This is a genomic window from Stenotrophomonas sp. yr243 (genome assembly GCF_900184195.1).
Classification (GTDB): domain Bacteria; phylum Pseudomonadota; class Gammaproteobacteria; order Xanthomonadales; family Xanthomonadaceae; genus Stenotrophomonas; species Stenotrophomonas lactitubi.
The window spans coordinates 107,648-123,432 of record NZ_FXWT01000002.1 but is presented as its reverse complement, the minus strand read 5'-3'; the positions used below and the strand labels follow the sequence as shown (position 1 = coordinate 123,432).

Sequence of the window (15,785 nt, the reverse complement as noted above, 5' to 3'; positions counted from 1 at the left end):
TACAGCAGGCATACATCGGCCGTGCCATCCTGATCGCGTGGGCCACACCGGCCCGACGAACGGGAGCACCGCATGCTGCGCAGCCGTCCCTTCCTGATGTTCACCGGCCAGGCCGAAGCCGCGCTGGCCCTGTACGCCGAAGCCTTCGCCGAATTCCGCCTGCTGGCCCTGCAACGCCATGCGGACGGCGCGGGCGCGGGCGTGCCCGGGCAGGTCCGCCAGGCCATTTTCCTGCTCGGCGGCACCCACTACCTGTGCTTCGACAGCCTGGATGTGCACGACTTCACGTTCACGCCCTCGATGTCGCTGTTCGTGGAATGTGCGGGTGCCGAATCGTTCGAGCGTGCCGCTCGCGTGCTGGGCGATGGCGGGCATTGGCTGATGCCCGTGGGCGACTACGAGTTCAGCAGCCGCTATGGCTGGGTGCAGGACCGCTTCGGCGTGTCGTGGCAGTTGAGCCTGGGGCAGGTGCCCGACCCATGATGGCAAAGCATCCACGCATGGCGTGGATCTACTGAAGAGTGCGCCATGGCAGGTAGTAGATCCACGCCATGCGTGGATGGAAACGAAAACGGCCCGCATGCGCGGGCCGTTCTTTTACCGATATCGCGAAGGCTTACGCCTCGACTTCATCGTCCTTGTAGGCATCGACCGGGATGCAGGCACACATCACGTTCTTGTCGCCGTACACGTTGTCCACGCGCGCCACCGGCGGCCAGTACTTCTGCAGCTTCAGGCTCGGCAGCGGGAACGCAGCCAGTTCACGCGGGTAGGCGTGGGTCCATTCGCTGGCGGTCACCGCGGTGGCGGTGTGCGGCGCGTTCTTCAGCGGGTTGTCTTCGCGGTCCAGGCGTCCGTCTTCGATCGCGGTGATCTCCTCGCGGATCTGGATCATCGCGTCGATGAAGCGGTCCAGCTCGTGCAGCGATTCGCTTTCGGTCGGCTCGACCATCAGCGTGCCGGCCACCGGGAAGCTCAGGGTCGGGGCGTGGAAGCCGAAGTCGATCAGGCGCTTGGCCACGTCCTCGGCGCCGATGCCGCTGGTCTTCTCCAGCGGGCGCACGTCCAGGATGCACTCGTGCGCGACCAGGCCGTTGCGGCCGGTGTACAGGGTCTTGAAGTGCGGGGCCAGGCGCTTGGCGATGTAGTTGGCGTTGAGCTGGGCGACCTGGGTGGCCTTTCGCAGGCCCTCGGTGCCCATCATCGCGATGTACATCCAGCTGATCGGCAGGATCGAGGCGCTGCCGAAACTGGCGGCGCTGACCATGCCGACCGGACCGTTGTCACCCAGCTTGCCCGGCAGGAACGGGGCAAGGTGCGACTTGACCGCACACGGGCCAACGCCCGGGCCGCCGCCGCCGTGCGGGATGCAGAAGGTCTTGTGCAGGTTCAGGTGCGAAACGTCCGAACCCCACTTGCCCGGCTTGGCCACGCCGACCAGGGCGTTCATGTTGGCACCGTCGGTGTACACCTGGCCGCCGTGCTTGTGGATGATCTCGCAGATCTCCACCACCTCTTCCTCGAACACGCCGTGCGTGGACGGGTAGGTCATCATGATCGCGGCCAGGCGGTCGCTGTACTTCTCGGCGTTGAGGCGGATGTCCTCGACATCGACGTTGCCGTTGGCATCGGTCTTGGTGACCACGACCTTCATGCCGCACATCTGTGCCGAAGCCGGGTTGGTGCCGTGCGCCGAATCCGGGATCAGGCAGATGTCACGGTGATCTTCGCCGCGCGAGCGGTGGTAGGCACGGATCGCCAGCAGGCCGGCGTACTCGCCCTGCGCACCGGAGTTCGGCTGCAGGCTGACCGCGTCGTAGCCGGTGCACTCGACCAGCATCGCTTCCAGCGAATCGATCAGTTCCTTGTAGCCCAGCGCCTGCTCGGCGGGCACCAGCGGGTGGATCTGCGAGAACTCCGGCCAGGTCACCGGGATCATTTCGGCGGTGGCGTTGAGCTTCATGGTGCACGAGCCCAGCGGGATCATCGTGCGGTCCATCGCCAGGTCCTTGTCGGCCAGCGAACGCAGGTAGCGCAGCAGTTCGTGCTCGCTGTGGTGGGTATTGAACACCGGGTGAGTCAGGAACGCGGACTGGCGCAGCAGGCCGGCCGGCAGCGCGTCGGCGGTGCTGGCATCCAGCGCGTCCACATCAACGTTGGCACCGAACAGCGCGCCCACGGCGACGATGTCGGCGCGGGTGGTGGTCTCGTCAAGGCTGATGCCCACCGAGCTGCTGTCGATCGCACGCAGGTTGTAGCCGGCAGCACGGGCCTTGGCATGGATCGCGTCGGCATCGATACCGGTGACGTGCAGGGTGTCGAAGAAGTCGGCACCGACCTGTACACCGGCGGTACGCAGCGCGCTGGCCAGGATAGCGGCCAGGCGATGGGTGCGGCGGGCGATGCGGGTCAGGCCTTCCGGACCGTGGTAGACGGCGTACATCGAGGCCATCACCGCCAGCAGCACCTGTGCAGTACAGATGTTGGAGGTGGCCTTCTCGCGGCGGATGTGCTGCTCGCGGGTCTGCAGGGTCAGGCGGTAGGCCGGGTTGCCCTGTGCGTCGATCGAGACACCGATCAGGCGGCCCGGCATCGAACGCTTGTACGCGTCACGGCAGGCCATGAATGCCGCATGCGGGCCACCGAAGCCGAACGGCACGCCGAAACGCTGGCTGTTGCCGACCACGATGTCCGCACCCCATTCGCCCGGGGCGGCCAGCAGGGTCAGTGCCAGCAGGTCGGTGGCCACGGCCACCAGGCCGCCGCGCGCGTGCACGGCATCGACCAGCGCCTTGTAGTCGCCGACCTGGCCGAAGGTGTCCGGGTACTGCAGCAGCAGGCCGAAGACTTCCGCTTCCAGCGCTTCGGCCGGGGTGCCCACGCGCAGCACGATGCCCATGGGCTCGGCGCGGGTACGCAGCAGTTCCAACGTCTGCGGGTGCACGGCATCGTGCACGAAGAAGGTGTCCGACTTCGACTTGGCCGAGCGCTTGGCCAGGGTCATCGCTTCAGCGGCGGCAGTGGCTTCGTCCAGCAGCGAGGCGTTGGCGATTTCCATGCCGGTCAGGTCGGCGCACAGGGTCTGGAAGTTGATCAGCGCTTCCATGCGGCCCTGCGAGATTTCCGCCTGGTACGGGGTGTAGGCGGTGTACCAGGCCGGGTTTTCCAGGATGTTGCGCAGGATCACGTTCGGCGTGTGGGTACCGTAATAGCCCTGGCCGATGAAGCTGCGCAGCACGGTGTTCTTGTCGGCGATCGCGCGGATCTTCGCCAGCGCCTGCACTTCGGTGATCGACTCCGGCAGCGCCAGCGGTGCCGGCGACTTGATCTTGGCCGGGACGATGGCATCGGTCATCGCATCCAGCGATGCGTGGCCGATGACGCCGAGCATCTGCGCGATCTCGGCATCGTTGGGGCCGATGTGGCGCTCGACGAACGCCGAATGGTGCTCGAGCTCACGCAGGGAAGGGGTGTTCTGGGACATGGCGAAGGATCCGTCAGGAAAGGGCACACGCACGGGCACAAGCCGCCGGTCGGCGGTCTGCGGGCGCCCCTCTGTCCTTTTGCCTGAGAGTTTAAAAGCGCGGAAAACCGCAGCTTCGTGCCCCTTCGGCGCCGGATCGAACCGGTCTCTCCAGAGTTCTGTTACGGGTGGTATCGGGCCTGAGCGATTACGGGCGTTGCGCCTTCGGCAGCGGTGAACTGCTTCTCCCACCGTGTTGCCCGCCGATTATAGCCTCTTGCCGGCGTCCGACGGTGGCCCGGAGCGGCCTCACAGGCCTGAATGGCCGATGGCCCGGGCGTGCGTTCTGTGCACCCGTGCATGGCGTCGCACGCATTCCCCACCTATGATGGTCGGATTCTCGTATTCATCTGGCGCCGTCCCTGCTGCAGGGGATCGGCGCCCGCCGTGCGTGTCACGCATGGCCCTGCCGGACGCTTGCCCGATGACCGCCGCTGTTGCTCCTTCCACCCGCCGCATGGCCCTGTTGCTCGCTGGCCTGGCCATGTTCGGTCCGTTCTCGATCGACACCATCTTTCCTGCGTTTCCGCAGCTGGCCCAGCGCCTGGCGGTGGACGAGGTGGCCGTGCAGCAGACCATCAGCGTCTACCTGCTGTTCTACGGCCTGATGAGCCTGGCCCACGGCCCGCTGTCCGATGCGTGGGGGCGCAAGCGGGTGATCCTCGGCGGCCTGTTGATCTTCGTCGGCGCCTCGGTGGGCTGCGCGTTGTCCACCGACCTGACCACGCTGCTGGCGTTCCGCGCGCTGCAGGGCCTGTCTGCCGGTGTCGGCATGATCGTCGGCCGCGCGGTGATCCGCGACCTGTACCACGGCCACGACGCGCAACGGCTGATGAGCCAGGTGTCGATGCTGTTCGGCATCGCTCCTGCCATCGCGCCGATCATCGGCGGCTGGATCCTGCTCAGTGGTGCCGGCTGGCCGCTGATCTTCTGGTTCCTGGTGGTATTCGCGCTGGTGCTGCTGGCGGCCACCGCGCGCTTCCTGCCGGAAACCCATCCGGCGGAGGCACGGGTCGCACTGTCGCCACGCACGTTGATGCGCGACTACGTGCGCATCGGCTTCAACCCGCGTTTCCTGCGCCTGGCGCTTGCCGGCAGCATCGGCTTCGGCGGTATCTTCCTGTACATCTCCTCGGCACCGGCCATCGTGATGCAGCACCTGCATCTGGGTGAAGGCGGCTTTGCCTGGCTGTTCATTCCCACCATCGGCGGCATGACCACCGGTTCGTTCCTGTCCGGGCGCATGGCCGGGCACAGCACACCGACGCGGCAGGTTGCCCTCGGCTTTACCTTGTGTGCGGTCTCTGCCGTGTTGAACATCGGCTATGTCAGCCTGGCGCCGCAGTTCGCGCTGCCGTGGGCGGTGATGCCGATCTTCCTCGGCGGCATGGGCATGGCGCTGATCTTCCCGATCCTGGCGCTGGCGGTGCTGGACATGTATCCGCAGCAGCGCGGCCTGGCCTCATCGCTGCAGGCTTTCGTGCAGTTGATGATCAGCACCGTGGTGGCCGGCGTGGTATCGCCACTGCTGCACGACAGCCCGCTGCATCTGGCACTGGGGCAGGCGGCCTTCTTCGCGGCCGGCTTCGTGTTCTGGTACTGGGAGCACCAGCGCGAGCGCGCAGCAGAGGCAGCCGGCACGGCGCTTTGAGCGTCGCGCAGGGGTAGGGTGCGCCATCACGCGCGGGCCCGTTGCGGTGCCGGGAGCAGGGATTAGGCTGGGGTTTCCAGCGAGCCGGTTCGTGGATGCACGACAGCCAGCCATTCCGATGTCGTCGTATGAGGTACCCGCATGGCTGCGCAGCAGACCTACCGCCTGTTCGAGGTGGCGCTGAAGGAGCGCCGCGTTCTTTCTCCTTCCCTGGACCGCATGGTGTTCACCGGCGCCGACGTGGCGCGCATGAAGACCGAAGGCCCGGACCAACGCATCAAGGTGTTCTTCCCCTTGCCCGGCCAGGACGCGCCGGACGTGCCCAGCGGCGAAGACTGGTACGCCCGTTACCGCGCACTGCCCGATGACGCGCGGCCGCCGATGCGCACCTTTACCGTCCGCCAACTGCGCGCCGGCGACTGCGAGGTCGACGTCGACTTCGTGCTGCATGGCGAGACCGGACCGGCCTCGCGCTGGGCCACGCACGCACGGCCGGGCGACCGCGTGGTGCTGCTGGCCCCCGACGCTGACTGCGCGGACAGCAGCGAAGGCTGGGAATGGAAGCCGCCAGCCGGGGTCGGCCAGGTGTTGCTGGTGGCCGATGAGACCGCATTGCCGGCGGTGGCCGGCATCCTCGAGGAACTGGCCGGGCTGGCCGATCCGCCGCGCACGCTGGCCCTGCTGGAGATCGCCCAGGCGGGGGATGCGGTGCCATTGAAGGCACCGGCCACGGCCGAACTGGTGTGGTTGCCACGCGGGCAACAGGCCCATGGGCAGCGGTTGCTGCAGGCCGTGCAGGCGCGGCTGGCGGCAGCCCCGGCCGTGGCCGAGGGCGCCGAACTGGACGACATCGACGTCGACGCGCAGATCCTGTGGGAGCAGGCTGATGCCAGCGCAGACGGCGCGATGTATGCCTGGGTGGCGGGCGAGGCCGGCGCGGTGATGGCGATCCGCCGGTATCTGGTGAAGGACTGCGGCCTGGATCGCCGCGCGATCACCTTCATGGGCTACTGGCGGCAGGGGCGGGTGCTGGACTGAGCCGACGCCGTACCGGTGTGAACCAGCATGCAGGGGGCGTGGGTTATCCTTGCGCCCCCGCAATGCAAGCCCCACCGATGTCGACCTCTTCCAAATCCCGCCGCGACCAGCGCCGTCGCCAGGAACAGCAGGCTGCCAACAAGGCCGCCGCCACCGCCTCGCCCGTCGAGCCGCACGCCGAACTGCGCGACACGCAGCGCACGCTGCTGGCCGGCGTCGTCCGTCGCGATGGCGAATGGGTGCTGGGCATGGATGGCCGCATTGCCGGCCAGAGCGAAAGTGCGGCGCAGGTGCTGGCGCTGATCATGCAGGCCGGTGAACTGCACGAACGACAGGGCACGCCGGTGCGCTTGATCTATTCGGATGCGCTGCGCGATGCGGCGCAGGCCGAAGCCAACGAGAAGGGTCAGACCTTCGAGGAATTCAAGGCCGCCCTGGCCGCACAGCTGGCGGCGAAGAAGAGCAACTGATCGCGCCGAATCTGTAGAGCCGAGCCATGCTCGGCTTACCGTGCGCAGCACGGTGGAAAAGCAGCCGAGCATGGCTCGGCTCTACAACACCAGGAAAGGGGCGGATCCTCGCGGACCCGCCCCTTCTTTCATTTCGCCGCCGCTGCCGGTGCCGCGTTGGCCTGCCAACCGCACATCTGGCCTTCGTTCTGCTGCTTCAACCAGGCGTTGACCGGGCTGAAGTACTCGATCATCGGGCCGGCATCGAGCTTGTCCGAGCCGGTCAGCTCCTTCAGCGTGGCCTGCCACGGCTGGCTGGCGCCCTTGCTCAGCATCGCCCAGTACTTCTGGCCGGCTTCCTTGTTGCCGTAGAAGGTGCACTCGTGCAGCGGGCCCTTGAAGCCGGAGGCATCGCACAGGCCCTTGTAGAACTGGAACTGCAGGATGCGCGCCAGGAAGTAGCGGGTGTACGGGGTGTTGCCCGGCACGTGGTACTTGGCACCCGGGTCGAAGAATTCCTCGCCACGGGTGCTGGCCGGTGCCACGCCCTGGTACTTGGCTTTCAGGTCCCACCAGGCCTTGTTGTAGTTGTCCGCGGTGATCGAACCATCGAACACGCCCCAGCGCCAGCGGTCGATCATCAGCCCGAACGGCAGGAACGACACGCCCGACAGTGCCATGCGCATCTGGTTGTTGATGACCGCTTCGCGGCTCTCGGTCGGCGCGTCGACCAGCCCGATCGAACTGAGGTACTTCGGCGTCATCGCCAGCACGATGGTGTCGCCGATCGCTTCATGGAAGCCATCGTTGGCACCGCCCTGGAACAGCGGCGGCAGCGGGTTGTAGGCCAGGTCGTAATAGATGTGGCCCAGCTCGTGGTAGATGGTGGTGAAGTTCTCTTCGTTGGGCTTGATGCACATCTTGGTGCGCACGTCGCCTTCCATGTTCATGTCCCAGGCACTGGCGTGGCAGACCACGTCGCGGTCATCGGGCTTGATGAACTGAGTCTTGTCCCAGTACGACTGCGGCAGCGACGGCATGCCCAGCGACACGTAAAAGTCCTGCGCACGCTCGGTCATCTGCTTGGCGGTGCGCAGTTCGGCTTCGCGCTGCGCCTTGTACTGCGCGGCCACGTTCGCATCCTTGCCGGCCTTGGCCAGCGCCGCGCTCAGGTTGGTCTGGTACTGCTTTTCCAGCGCCGCGGTGATGTCCAGGCTGCCGGCGCCCGGGTACGGTTCCAGCTGGTCCCACAGGTTGGACCAGTCCTGCTGCCACATGTTGCCCATCAGGTGCGCGGCGATCAGGCCGTTGCCCACCTCGGCCTTGTCCTTGCCATAGGTCTTGTCCAGCTTGCCGCGCGCATAGCAGTGCAGCTGCTCGTACATCGGCTTGACCTGTTCCCACAGGCGATCGGTTTCCGGGCCGATCTGCTCCGGCGGCATGTCATAGCCACTGCGCCACATCTGCCCGGCATCGGTGAAGCCCATGCCCTTGGCACCTTCGTTCACCAGGCCGACGAACTTCTGGTAATCACCGCGCATGCTCTTGGTGGTGCTGTGCCAGCCCTGCCAGGCATCGAGCTGCTGGTCGTAATCGCGGCTGCGCGCCAGCACCTGTTCCAGCTCGCCCAGCTGGCGGCACGAGTTCGGATCGTTGGCGTCGGTGCAGTACTTGCCTGCGCCGTAGCTGCCTTCCATGCGGGTGGCGATCTGGGTCAGTTCGGCCAGCTTGGCCGGGTCGCGCGGTGCCGGCATCGACGACATCAGCTTCAGCAGGTGGATCGCGCGCTTGCTGTCCTCACTCATCGGCTTGCCGTCGAACTTGCCGGCCTGCTCGATCCAGCTGTTGAGCTGGGTCAGCGAACGCTCGTTGGCCTTGGCCGCGATGCGCTCTGAATCACCGTTGATGTAGGTGGAGGACAGCCACTGGGCCGAGGTCATCTCCGGGTAGGCCGCCTTGAATTCGGCATTGATGCGGGCCACGAACTGGTCAGCGGTTTCGCCGGCCGGCGCGCTGCTGCTGGCGGTATCGGTGCCTGGGGCAGCTTCCTTCTTGCAGGCGGCCAGGGCCAGCGTAGCGGCGGCGATTGCCGAGGCCAGCAGGAGATGACGGTGTTTCACGGGCGATCCTTGGGTGGTGAACGACCGCCGAAGGCTAGTGGGCAGGGCTTGCCACCGCAAGTGGCAAAGGTCGGCAGGGCTGCGCCCTGCACCCGCAGAGGCCAGATCAAAAGCCAAAGCCAAAGCCGCATTCCGTGGGATGGCGGGGCGGTGTCGGACTGCGGGGACGCCGTAAACCCATCCATGGGGGCTTGGCAGCCGCATCCATGCGGCTGACACCCCGCACTCCGACACCGCCCCACCTCTGACAGATCTCCGCGGCTGTTGGTGGGTGTCGACCTTGGTCGACACATCTGTCAGATATCGAAAATTAAAATGGGGTCGGATCCGTTTTCCGGAGGAAAACGGATCCGACCCCGAGAGATGGCCTGACAGATCGCGGAAATCTGTCGAAGGCGGGATGGGTCCGGTGGCGGGAGTGTCCGCGGCATGGATGCCGCGGCCAAGCCCCCATGGACGGGTTTACGGCGTCTCCCGCCACCGGACCCACCCCGCCTACCCTCAGGAAACCAGCTTCTGCTGTTGCTTCGGCCGTTGCTGTTGCTGTTGCTTGCAGCAGGTGCAGGGCTGCAAGCCCTGCCGATAAACCCTAACTCTCGCAGCCGGCGAACAGGTCGCGATCACGCTCGTACAGAGCGGTCTTCACCTGCATCAGCCCCAGCACCGACGGGAACAGGTTGTCGTGGTCGGTGTAGCTGGCCGAGCGCTTGCGCACGCACTGCAGATCCAGCCCACGGCTGCTGGCAAAGCCCGGTGAGAACCACATCGTCATCGGCACCCGGGTCTGCTCGGCCGGTGCGATCGCGTACGGCACGCCGTGCAGGTACAGGCCCTTTTCGCCCAGCGACTCACCGTGGTCGGACAGGTAGATCATCGCCGTGTCGTAGTCCTGCAGGCCCTGCAGCGTGCCGATGGTCTTGCTCAGGAAGTGGTCGGTGTACAGCACGGCGTTGTCGTAGCTGTTGGTGATCTCTTCGCGCGTGCAGCGGCCGATGTCGCGGGTATCGCAGGTCGGGGTGAAGCGGCGGAAGGCAGGCGGGTAGCGTTCGAAATAGGCCGGGCCATGGTTGCCCAGCTGGTGCATCACCACCACCCGGTCACCCGGGCGCGCACGCACCTGGGTGGCCAGGTCCTGCAGCAGGATCTCGTCCATGCAACGGCCATCGGCACACAGCCCCGGCGTGGTTGCATCCGACAGCGACTGGAAGTCCAGGCCCTCGCATACGCCCTTGCAGCCGGACTGGTTGTCGCGCCACAGCGGTGCGATGCCCGCGCGGTTCAGTACATGCAGCAGCGATTGGTGCGCGCGGATCTTCTTTTCGTCGTACTCGTGGCGCCCCCATGGCGAGAACAGGCACGGCAGCGACACCTCGGTGCTGGTGCCGCAGGAGTGCATGTCCGGGAAATTGACCACCGCCGCCTGGGCCAGCTCCGGCGTGGTGTTGCGGCCGCCATTCAAGCCCCAGTTCTGCGCGCGCACCGTTTCGCCCATCACGATCACCAGCAGGCGTGGCTTGCTGGTCGGTGCGCGCGGGGTCGCCTTGGCATCGGTGCCGATCGGCAGCTTCGGCGCGCGTTGTACCGGGTTGTCGCCGCGCAGCGCACGCGGCAGCCCCAGCAGCACATTGGCGGGCGTTGCCAGGTAGCGCACTTCGCGCTGGTTGCGCATCAGGGCCGACACATCCTGGAAGGACACCAGCGCGCCACCGAGCGCAGTGGCCGCAGCCACAAGCAGGAAGCCGATGCGCCACAGCAGGCTGCGGCCCCAACTGCGGCGGCGCAGTTCAACGCGCCACAGCACCACCATCGGCAGCGCGGCCAGCAGCAGTACCGGCCACAGCAGCGATACCGTCATCAGTTCGCGGCTTTCCTTCGGGTCGGTGGCCAGTACGTTGCGCAGCATGTCCGCATCCAGATAGATGTGGTAACGGCTCATGTAGTGCGCGGCGAACGCGGTGACCAGCAGCAGTACGCTGATCACCACCTTGGCATTCCAGCGCCACACCAGGATGCCCAGCAGCACGCCGTGTGCACCCAGCAGCAGCAACAGCAGCGAAAGCGCATAGCGCAGGCTGCCCGGATGGCTGGCCATGGCGCTGTGCCAGAACAGGCCATTGCCGGCCACAGCGAAGAACAGGCTGGTGAGAATGATCAGCGCTTCGGTGGACAGCTGTGGCCGCCATGCGCGGATGCTGGCCAGTGTCGGCAACCGGAAGGAACGTTGGACCGATGCGTTCATGCAATTGCCTCCTGGCGGGTCGAGCGGTCCAACTGGCGGCGGACCATCAGGTACAGGCCCAGCGACAGCAGCCAACATATCAACGCGGTAGCAACGTCATGCGAAAGGAAATGGGCGCCACGAAGCTGCTGGCCGATGCCGAACACCAGGCCACTGCCGAGGCCGATCCACAGCCCGGCCCGGCGCCACGACGGTCGCCACAGCAGAGCGAAAAAATACAGACACAGCCACGCGTATCCCGCGCTTGCGTGGCCGGCGGGGAAACAGGCGCGGGCGGCCATGCCGGTCGGGCGGTTGCTGAAAAGGCCGACGAACGGTTCGTGTCCGCCATAGCGCAGCAGATCCCACGGGCAGTCCATCGGCACCAGCGACTTCAGCAGGGAAATCACCCCGGTACCCAGAGCCATGGCAATCACGACATACAGCAGCGCCCAGCGCAGCGTGCGATCACGACCACGACGCCAGTGGTGGAAGCACAGCAGCATCACCACCAAGGCCGCAGCGGTGCTCAACCATTTGCCGCCCTTGTGCACAACCGAGCGGGTCAGCCAGCTGTTCTGCAGTGCCCATTGACCGCCCTCCAGGCGGAACAGATGGTCGGCCAGCCACTGGTCGCCACCGAAGCCCATCAGCAGGGTGAACACCGCAATGCCGATTACTGAGGGCAGCCAAAGATGGGTAACGGCAAAACGCGACGCCAACAGCGATGGCGCGAAGGAGACTGCCGGGGCAAGAGGACGAGCGGGCATGCAGGGAAGGGGCCGTTACGGGAATCCGCGGCCATGCTCGTCACTGGCATGTCGGAGAAGGGTCGTACATGCGTTTGCGCCGGGTTAATACGCACCCGGCGCGAATCGTCGTTCAGTCTTCATCGTCGTTGGCGCCGGCGCGTTCGGCGTGGCACGCCGGGTCCCACGCAGTACCCGGAAGCAACTGCCAACGATTGCGGTTTGCAACACCGATCTCGATGACCTGGGCCGGATCGACACAGGGACTCATCGCCTTGTCCAGCACCAGCAACCAGCGCTTGTCCGGGGCCTCGGCCAACCATGGGCCAGCGTCGTGCCACTGCTCCGCCCACGGTCGCTTGAAGCCGAACTCGCGCACCGGCCGGTCGGCCTGCAGCAGGTTCTGTTCGCGCCAGGCCACCAGCGCAAGTTCCGCATCGGGGCCGATCCGCGTGCCTACCCGGCGCATCACCGCCGAGGCCGAGGCGTAGGGGTCCAGCGCCGGTATCAGCACCAGTCCGTACAGCATCCACAGCAGGCCGTGGGTGAGCAGTACGAGCATGGCCGCGCGCCGAACCCGCAGCCACACCGCCAGCGTCGCCACGGCGATGGCGAAGGTCAGCAGGCCATCGCCGAATACGGGCAGCAACGTGTCGGGCATCGCCCGCCGTGCCAACTGCGCCTGTGCCCAGGGGCTGTCGGTCAGCATCATCACGCCTAGGACGCCGGTGACCAGCATCAGCAGCAGGCTGTAGCCGAACAGGTAGCGGCGCACGCACAGGCGACGCAGCAGGCCGGGCAGCAACGGTGCAACTGCAAGTGCCATCGCCGGCAACATCGGCAGCACATACACCTCACGCTTGCCGGGGCTGGCAGTGAAGAACAGCAGGACCAGCGCGGCCCAGCCTAGCAGCAGCCACTGGCGCTGGTCACCGCGACGCAGGCGACGCCACCACGGCTTGATCATCAGCGGCAGCAGCAGGGCGCCGGGCAGCCACAGGGTGGCGATCACCTGCAGGTAATACCAGACCGGCTGGCGATGATGCCAGGCGTTGGCATAGCGGGTGCCAGTCTGCTTGAACAGTAGTTCGTGTGCGTACGATTGCAGCGATGCACTGGGTTCATGCAGCAGCGCCCAGCCCAGCGGCGCCAGCCATACCGCCGTGCCCAGCAGGAACGCCGGAACCAGCCACAGCAGGCTGGCGGGGTGGGGGCCGTCCACCACCTGGCCGCGACGGCGTTGGTACAGCCACCAGCCGAACCAGGGCAGCACCATCAGCAGCGGCAGGAAACCCACACCCTTGGTCACCGTGCCCACGCCAGCGGCGAAGCCGGCCAGCCACAGCGCCGGCAGGTTGCGGCGCTCGCAGAGGTGGCGCAGCAGGCCCCACAGGGCCAGCGTGGTCATGCCCACCAGCACCATGTCGATCTGCGCGCGCTTGGCCATCAGGCCGAACTGCAGGGTGCAGAACAGTGCACCAAGTGCATACAGCGAATGGCGTGGCGACCACAGCCGGCGCGCCAGGTCCGAAACCAGCCACAGGCTGAGCAGCGCGGCCAGCAGCGACGGCAGCAGGAACGACCACTGCCAGCTGCCGACCACCTGGTGGGCAGCGGCCTGCAGCCACATGAACACCGGCGGCTTTTCGGCGTACAGCTCACTGCCCCGGTGCGGCAGCAGCCACTCGCCGCTCTCCACCATGGCCCGCGCGGCCAGTACGAACCGTGGCTCGTCCGGTGGCTGCGGCTGGCGCATGCCAAGACCGGCAGCCAGCGCCATCACGATCAGCAGCCACAGCAGGGGAAGGTGCCAGCGGCGGGGCAGGGCAACGGGCACGGGGGGCTCCGGCAGCAAAACGGCCATTCTGATGAGGGGCACGTGGGAAAGCCGTCGGAGCCGCCGCCATGGCGACCGCATTCCGACATCCGCGGCGCTACCATGGTGGCACTTCCCGTGGATGTTTCGTGCATGCGCCTGTTGGTGATCGAGGACAACCGCCAGCTGGTGGCCAACCTGTTCGACTACTTCGAGTCGCGCGGGCATGTGCTGGACGTTGCCCCGGATGGCATCACCGGCCTGCACCTGGCCGGCAGCCACCCGTACGACGCGGTGATCCTGGACTGGATGCTGCCGCGCATGGAGGGCCCGGAGGTGCTGCGCCGGCTGCGCTCCGAGCACGTCTCGGAAGTGCCGGTGATCATGCTGACCGCGCGCGACGAACTGCCGGACAAGATCGCGGGCTTCCGTGCCGGCGCGGATGACTACCTGACCAAGCCATTCGCCTTGCCGGAACTGGAAGTGCGCCTGGAGGCGCTGCTGCTGCGCGCGCAGGGCCGCAATCCGCGCAAGCGCCTGCAGGTGGGCGACCTGGTGCTGGACCTGGCGACCCTGGAGGCGCAGCGTGCCGGCCAGGTGCTGCACCTGTACCCGGCCTGCCGCAAGCTGCTGGAAGTGCTGATGCGGGCCAGCCCGGGTGCGGTGACCCGGCAGCAGCTGGAATTCGCCCTGTGGGGTGATGAGCCGCCGGATGGCGACCTGCTGCGCTCGCATGTGTACGAGCTGCGCCGCAGCGTGGACGGTCCGTTTGCCGACAAGTTGATCCACACCCTGCCTCGGGTCGGTTACCGGCTGGCGTCTACTGCAGGCGCCGACGCACGGAACGATGACGATGGCGCGTAAACCCGGGCCGCTGTACCGGCGGGTGGTGTGGTGGCTGCTGGGCTACCTGGCGCTGATCTCGCTGGCGGTGTTCAGCGTGGGCAACTACGTGCACGAACACGCCGAGCATGCCGCATGGCGCGCGCTGCTCAATTCCGAACTGGACAGCATTGTCGATCACACCGAGCACGAGCCGCACTATCGCTGGCAGGACTCGGACACGCTCAGCCTGTTCCGCTTCAACGAAGCCAACATGCCCGCCAGCCTGCGCACCCTGCATCCGGGGTTGCATGACGGGGTGATGATCGGCGAGCGCGAGACGGCGGTGATGGTGCGCGATACTGGTTCGATGGGACGGGTTGCGCTGGCCCTGGACATCTCCGATTTCCATGACCTGGAACAGTTCGCAACACGCTGGGTGATGCTCGCCGGCATCATCATGATCTTCGTCACCGTGTTGATGGCCTCGTTCGGCATGGAGCGCATGGTGCGCCCGCTGAGCCTGCTGGCCCAGCACATCGGTGCACTGCGGCCTGGCGTGCAGGGCCAGCGCATCCACGTCGATCCGCGCGGTAGTTCCGAGCTGCATACCATTGCCGATGCGCTGAACGATTACCTTGATCGCAACGAGCAGTTCGTCGAGCGTGAGCGGGTGTTCATCAGCACCACGAGCCATGAACTGCGCACGCCGATCGCGGTGATGACCGGTGCCGCCGAGCTGGCCCTGGAGCAGCCGGGCCTGCCTGAGCGCGCACGCCAGCAGATGCAGCGTGTGCTGCGGACGGCGCAGGGTGTCGAACAGCTGATCGAGTTGTTGCTGGTGTTGGCGCGTGATCCCGCACGCCTGGCCACCCGTGCCGAGCGCATCGCCCTGGACCAGCTGCTGCCGGAGATCGTCGACGACCATCGCCATCTGCTGGGCGACAAGGACCTGAGCATCGGCATCCAGGCTGCGCCGGTGGACATCGTCGCACCACTGGCCGTGGTGCAGGCAGCGATCGGCAACCTGCTGCGCAATGCCATCGAGAACAGCGGGCGCGGCCATATCGAGCTGCGCCTGACCTCGGCAGCGGTGTTGACCCTGCAGGACCCCGGCCATGGCATGAGTCCGGAAGAGATCGCTGCGATCCATGCGCGGATGGCACGCGGTGAGCGGGGCGACCGCGGCGGCATCGGCCTGGAGCTGATCGCGCGGCTGTGCGAACACCTGGGCTGGACCCTGCAGCTGCAGCCCTGTGAGCCGCGCGGCACCCTGGCCTCGCTCGACTTTGGTACATCGCGGCCAGGCTGACCTGTCCGTCGACCGAGGTCGGCGCCTACCAGGCAATGGCCGCGTGCGTTCTGGTAGGTGCCAACCTTGGTTGGCACGCTGACCGCG

General features: G+C 66.6%; 11 protein-coding genes and 1 riboswitch. Of the genes, 6 read left to right on the top strand and 5 right to left on the bottom strand.

The genetic code is table 11. The annotated features are described in order from the left end of the window. Positions 1–72: 72 nt before the first annotated feature. A complete protein-coding gene (locus QOL57_RS07405; protein ID WP_089236447.1) occupies positions 73–483 on the top strand; it encodes a VOC family protein in 411 nt (136 codons plus the stop codon). 133 nt (positions 484–616) lie between these two features. On the opposite strand, the gene gcvP is transcribed toward QOL57_RS07405, so the two are convergent. Then, the gene (gene gcvP / locus QOL57_RS07400) at positions 617–3,484 is read right to left on the bottom strand and encodes an aminomethyl-transferring glycine dehydrogenase (protein WP_089236446.1); all 2,868 of its coding nucleotides are present in this window, start codon (positions 3,482–3,484) and stop codon (positions 617–619) included. Between the two features lie 61 nt (positions 3,485–3,545). Then, positions 3,546–3,648: riboswitch (glycine riboswitch) on the bottom strand. Between the two features lie 299 nt (positions 3,649–3,947). On the opposite strand from gcvP, the gene QOL57_RS07395 reads away from it, so the two are divergent. The 3 genes from QOL57_RS07395 (at position 3,948) to QOL57_RS07385 (ending at position 6,682) form a co-directional block, all read left to right on the top strand. Then, complete coding sequence (locus QOL57_RS07395) at positions 3,948–5,174, top strand: multidrug effflux MFS transporter (protein WP_089236445.1); 1,227 nt, start codon at positions 3,948–3,950, stop codon at positions 5,172–5,174. A 141-nt stretch (positions 5,175–5,315) separates the two neighbouring features. Then, positions 5,316–6,212 carry a siderophore-interacting protein gene (locus tag QOL57_RS07390; protein WP_089236444.1) on the top strand — a complete coding sequence of 299 codons (897 nt, stop codon included), beginning with the start codon at positions 5,316–5,318 and terminating at the stop codon, positions 6,210–6,212. Between the two features lie 77 nt (positions 6,213–6,289). Continuing rightward, the gene (locus tag QOL57_RS07385; protein WP_089236443.1) at positions 6,290–6,682 is read left to right on the top strand and encodes a hypothetical protein; all 393 of its coding nucleotides are present in this window, start codon (positions 6,290–6,292) and stop codon (positions 6,680–6,682) included. Positions 6,683–6,810: 128 nt separating this feature from the next. Here the strand turns inward: QOL57_RS07385 and QOL57_RS07380 are convergent, their stop codons facing one another. The 4 genes from QOL57_RS07380 to QOL57_RS07365 form a co-directional block, all read right to left on the bottom strand. Further along, entirely contained in the window at positions 6,811–8,781 is a 1,971-nt protein-coding gene (locus QOL57_RS07380; RefSeq protein ID WP_089236442.1) for a M2 family metallopeptidase, read from the bottom strand. Positions 8,782–9,370: 589 nt separating this feature from the next. Further along, entirely contained in the window at positions 9,371–11,020 is a 1,650-nt protein-coding gene (locus QOL57_RS07375; RefSeq protein ID WP_089236441.1) for a phosphoethanolamine--lipid A transferase, read from the bottom strand. Further along, positions 11,017–11,769: a phosphatase PAP2 family protein gene (locus QOL57_RS07370; protein ID WP_089236440.1), complete on the bottom strand. Its 753-nt coding sequence runs from the start codon at positions 11,767–11,769 to the stop codon at positions 11,017–11,019. The genes QOL57_RS07375 and QOL57_RS07370 overlap by 4 nt, the downstream gene beginning before the upstream one ends. 112 nt (positions 11,770–11,881) lie before the next feature. Continuing rightward, a complete protein-coding gene (locus QOL57_RS07365; RefSeq protein ID WP_089236439.1) occupies positions 11,882–13,585 on the bottom strand; it encodes a glycosyltransferase family 39 protein in 1,704 nt (567 codons plus the stop codon). 132 nt (positions 13,586–13,717) lie between these two features. Between QOL57_RS07365 and QOL57_RS07360 the strand changes: the two genes are divergently transcribed. Together QOL57_RS07360 and QOL57_RS07355 are read left to right on the top strand one after the other, a co-directional pair. Further along, the gene (locus QOL57_RS07360) at positions 13,718–14,428 is read left to right on the top strand and encodes a response regulator transcription factor (RefSeq protein ID WP_089236438.1); all 711 of its coding nucleotides are present in this window, start codon (positions 13,718–13,720) and stop codon (positions 14,426–14,428) included. Beyond that, complete coding sequence (locus QOL57_RS07355; RefSeq protein WP_089236437.1) at positions 14,418–15,698, top strand: HAMP domain-containing sensor histidine kinase; 1,281 nt, start codon at positions 14,418–14,420, stop codon at positions 15,696–15,698. Before QOL57_RS07360 ends, QOL57_RS07355 begins: the two co-directional genes overlap by 11 nt. Positions 15,699–15,785: the final 87 nt, after the last annotated feature.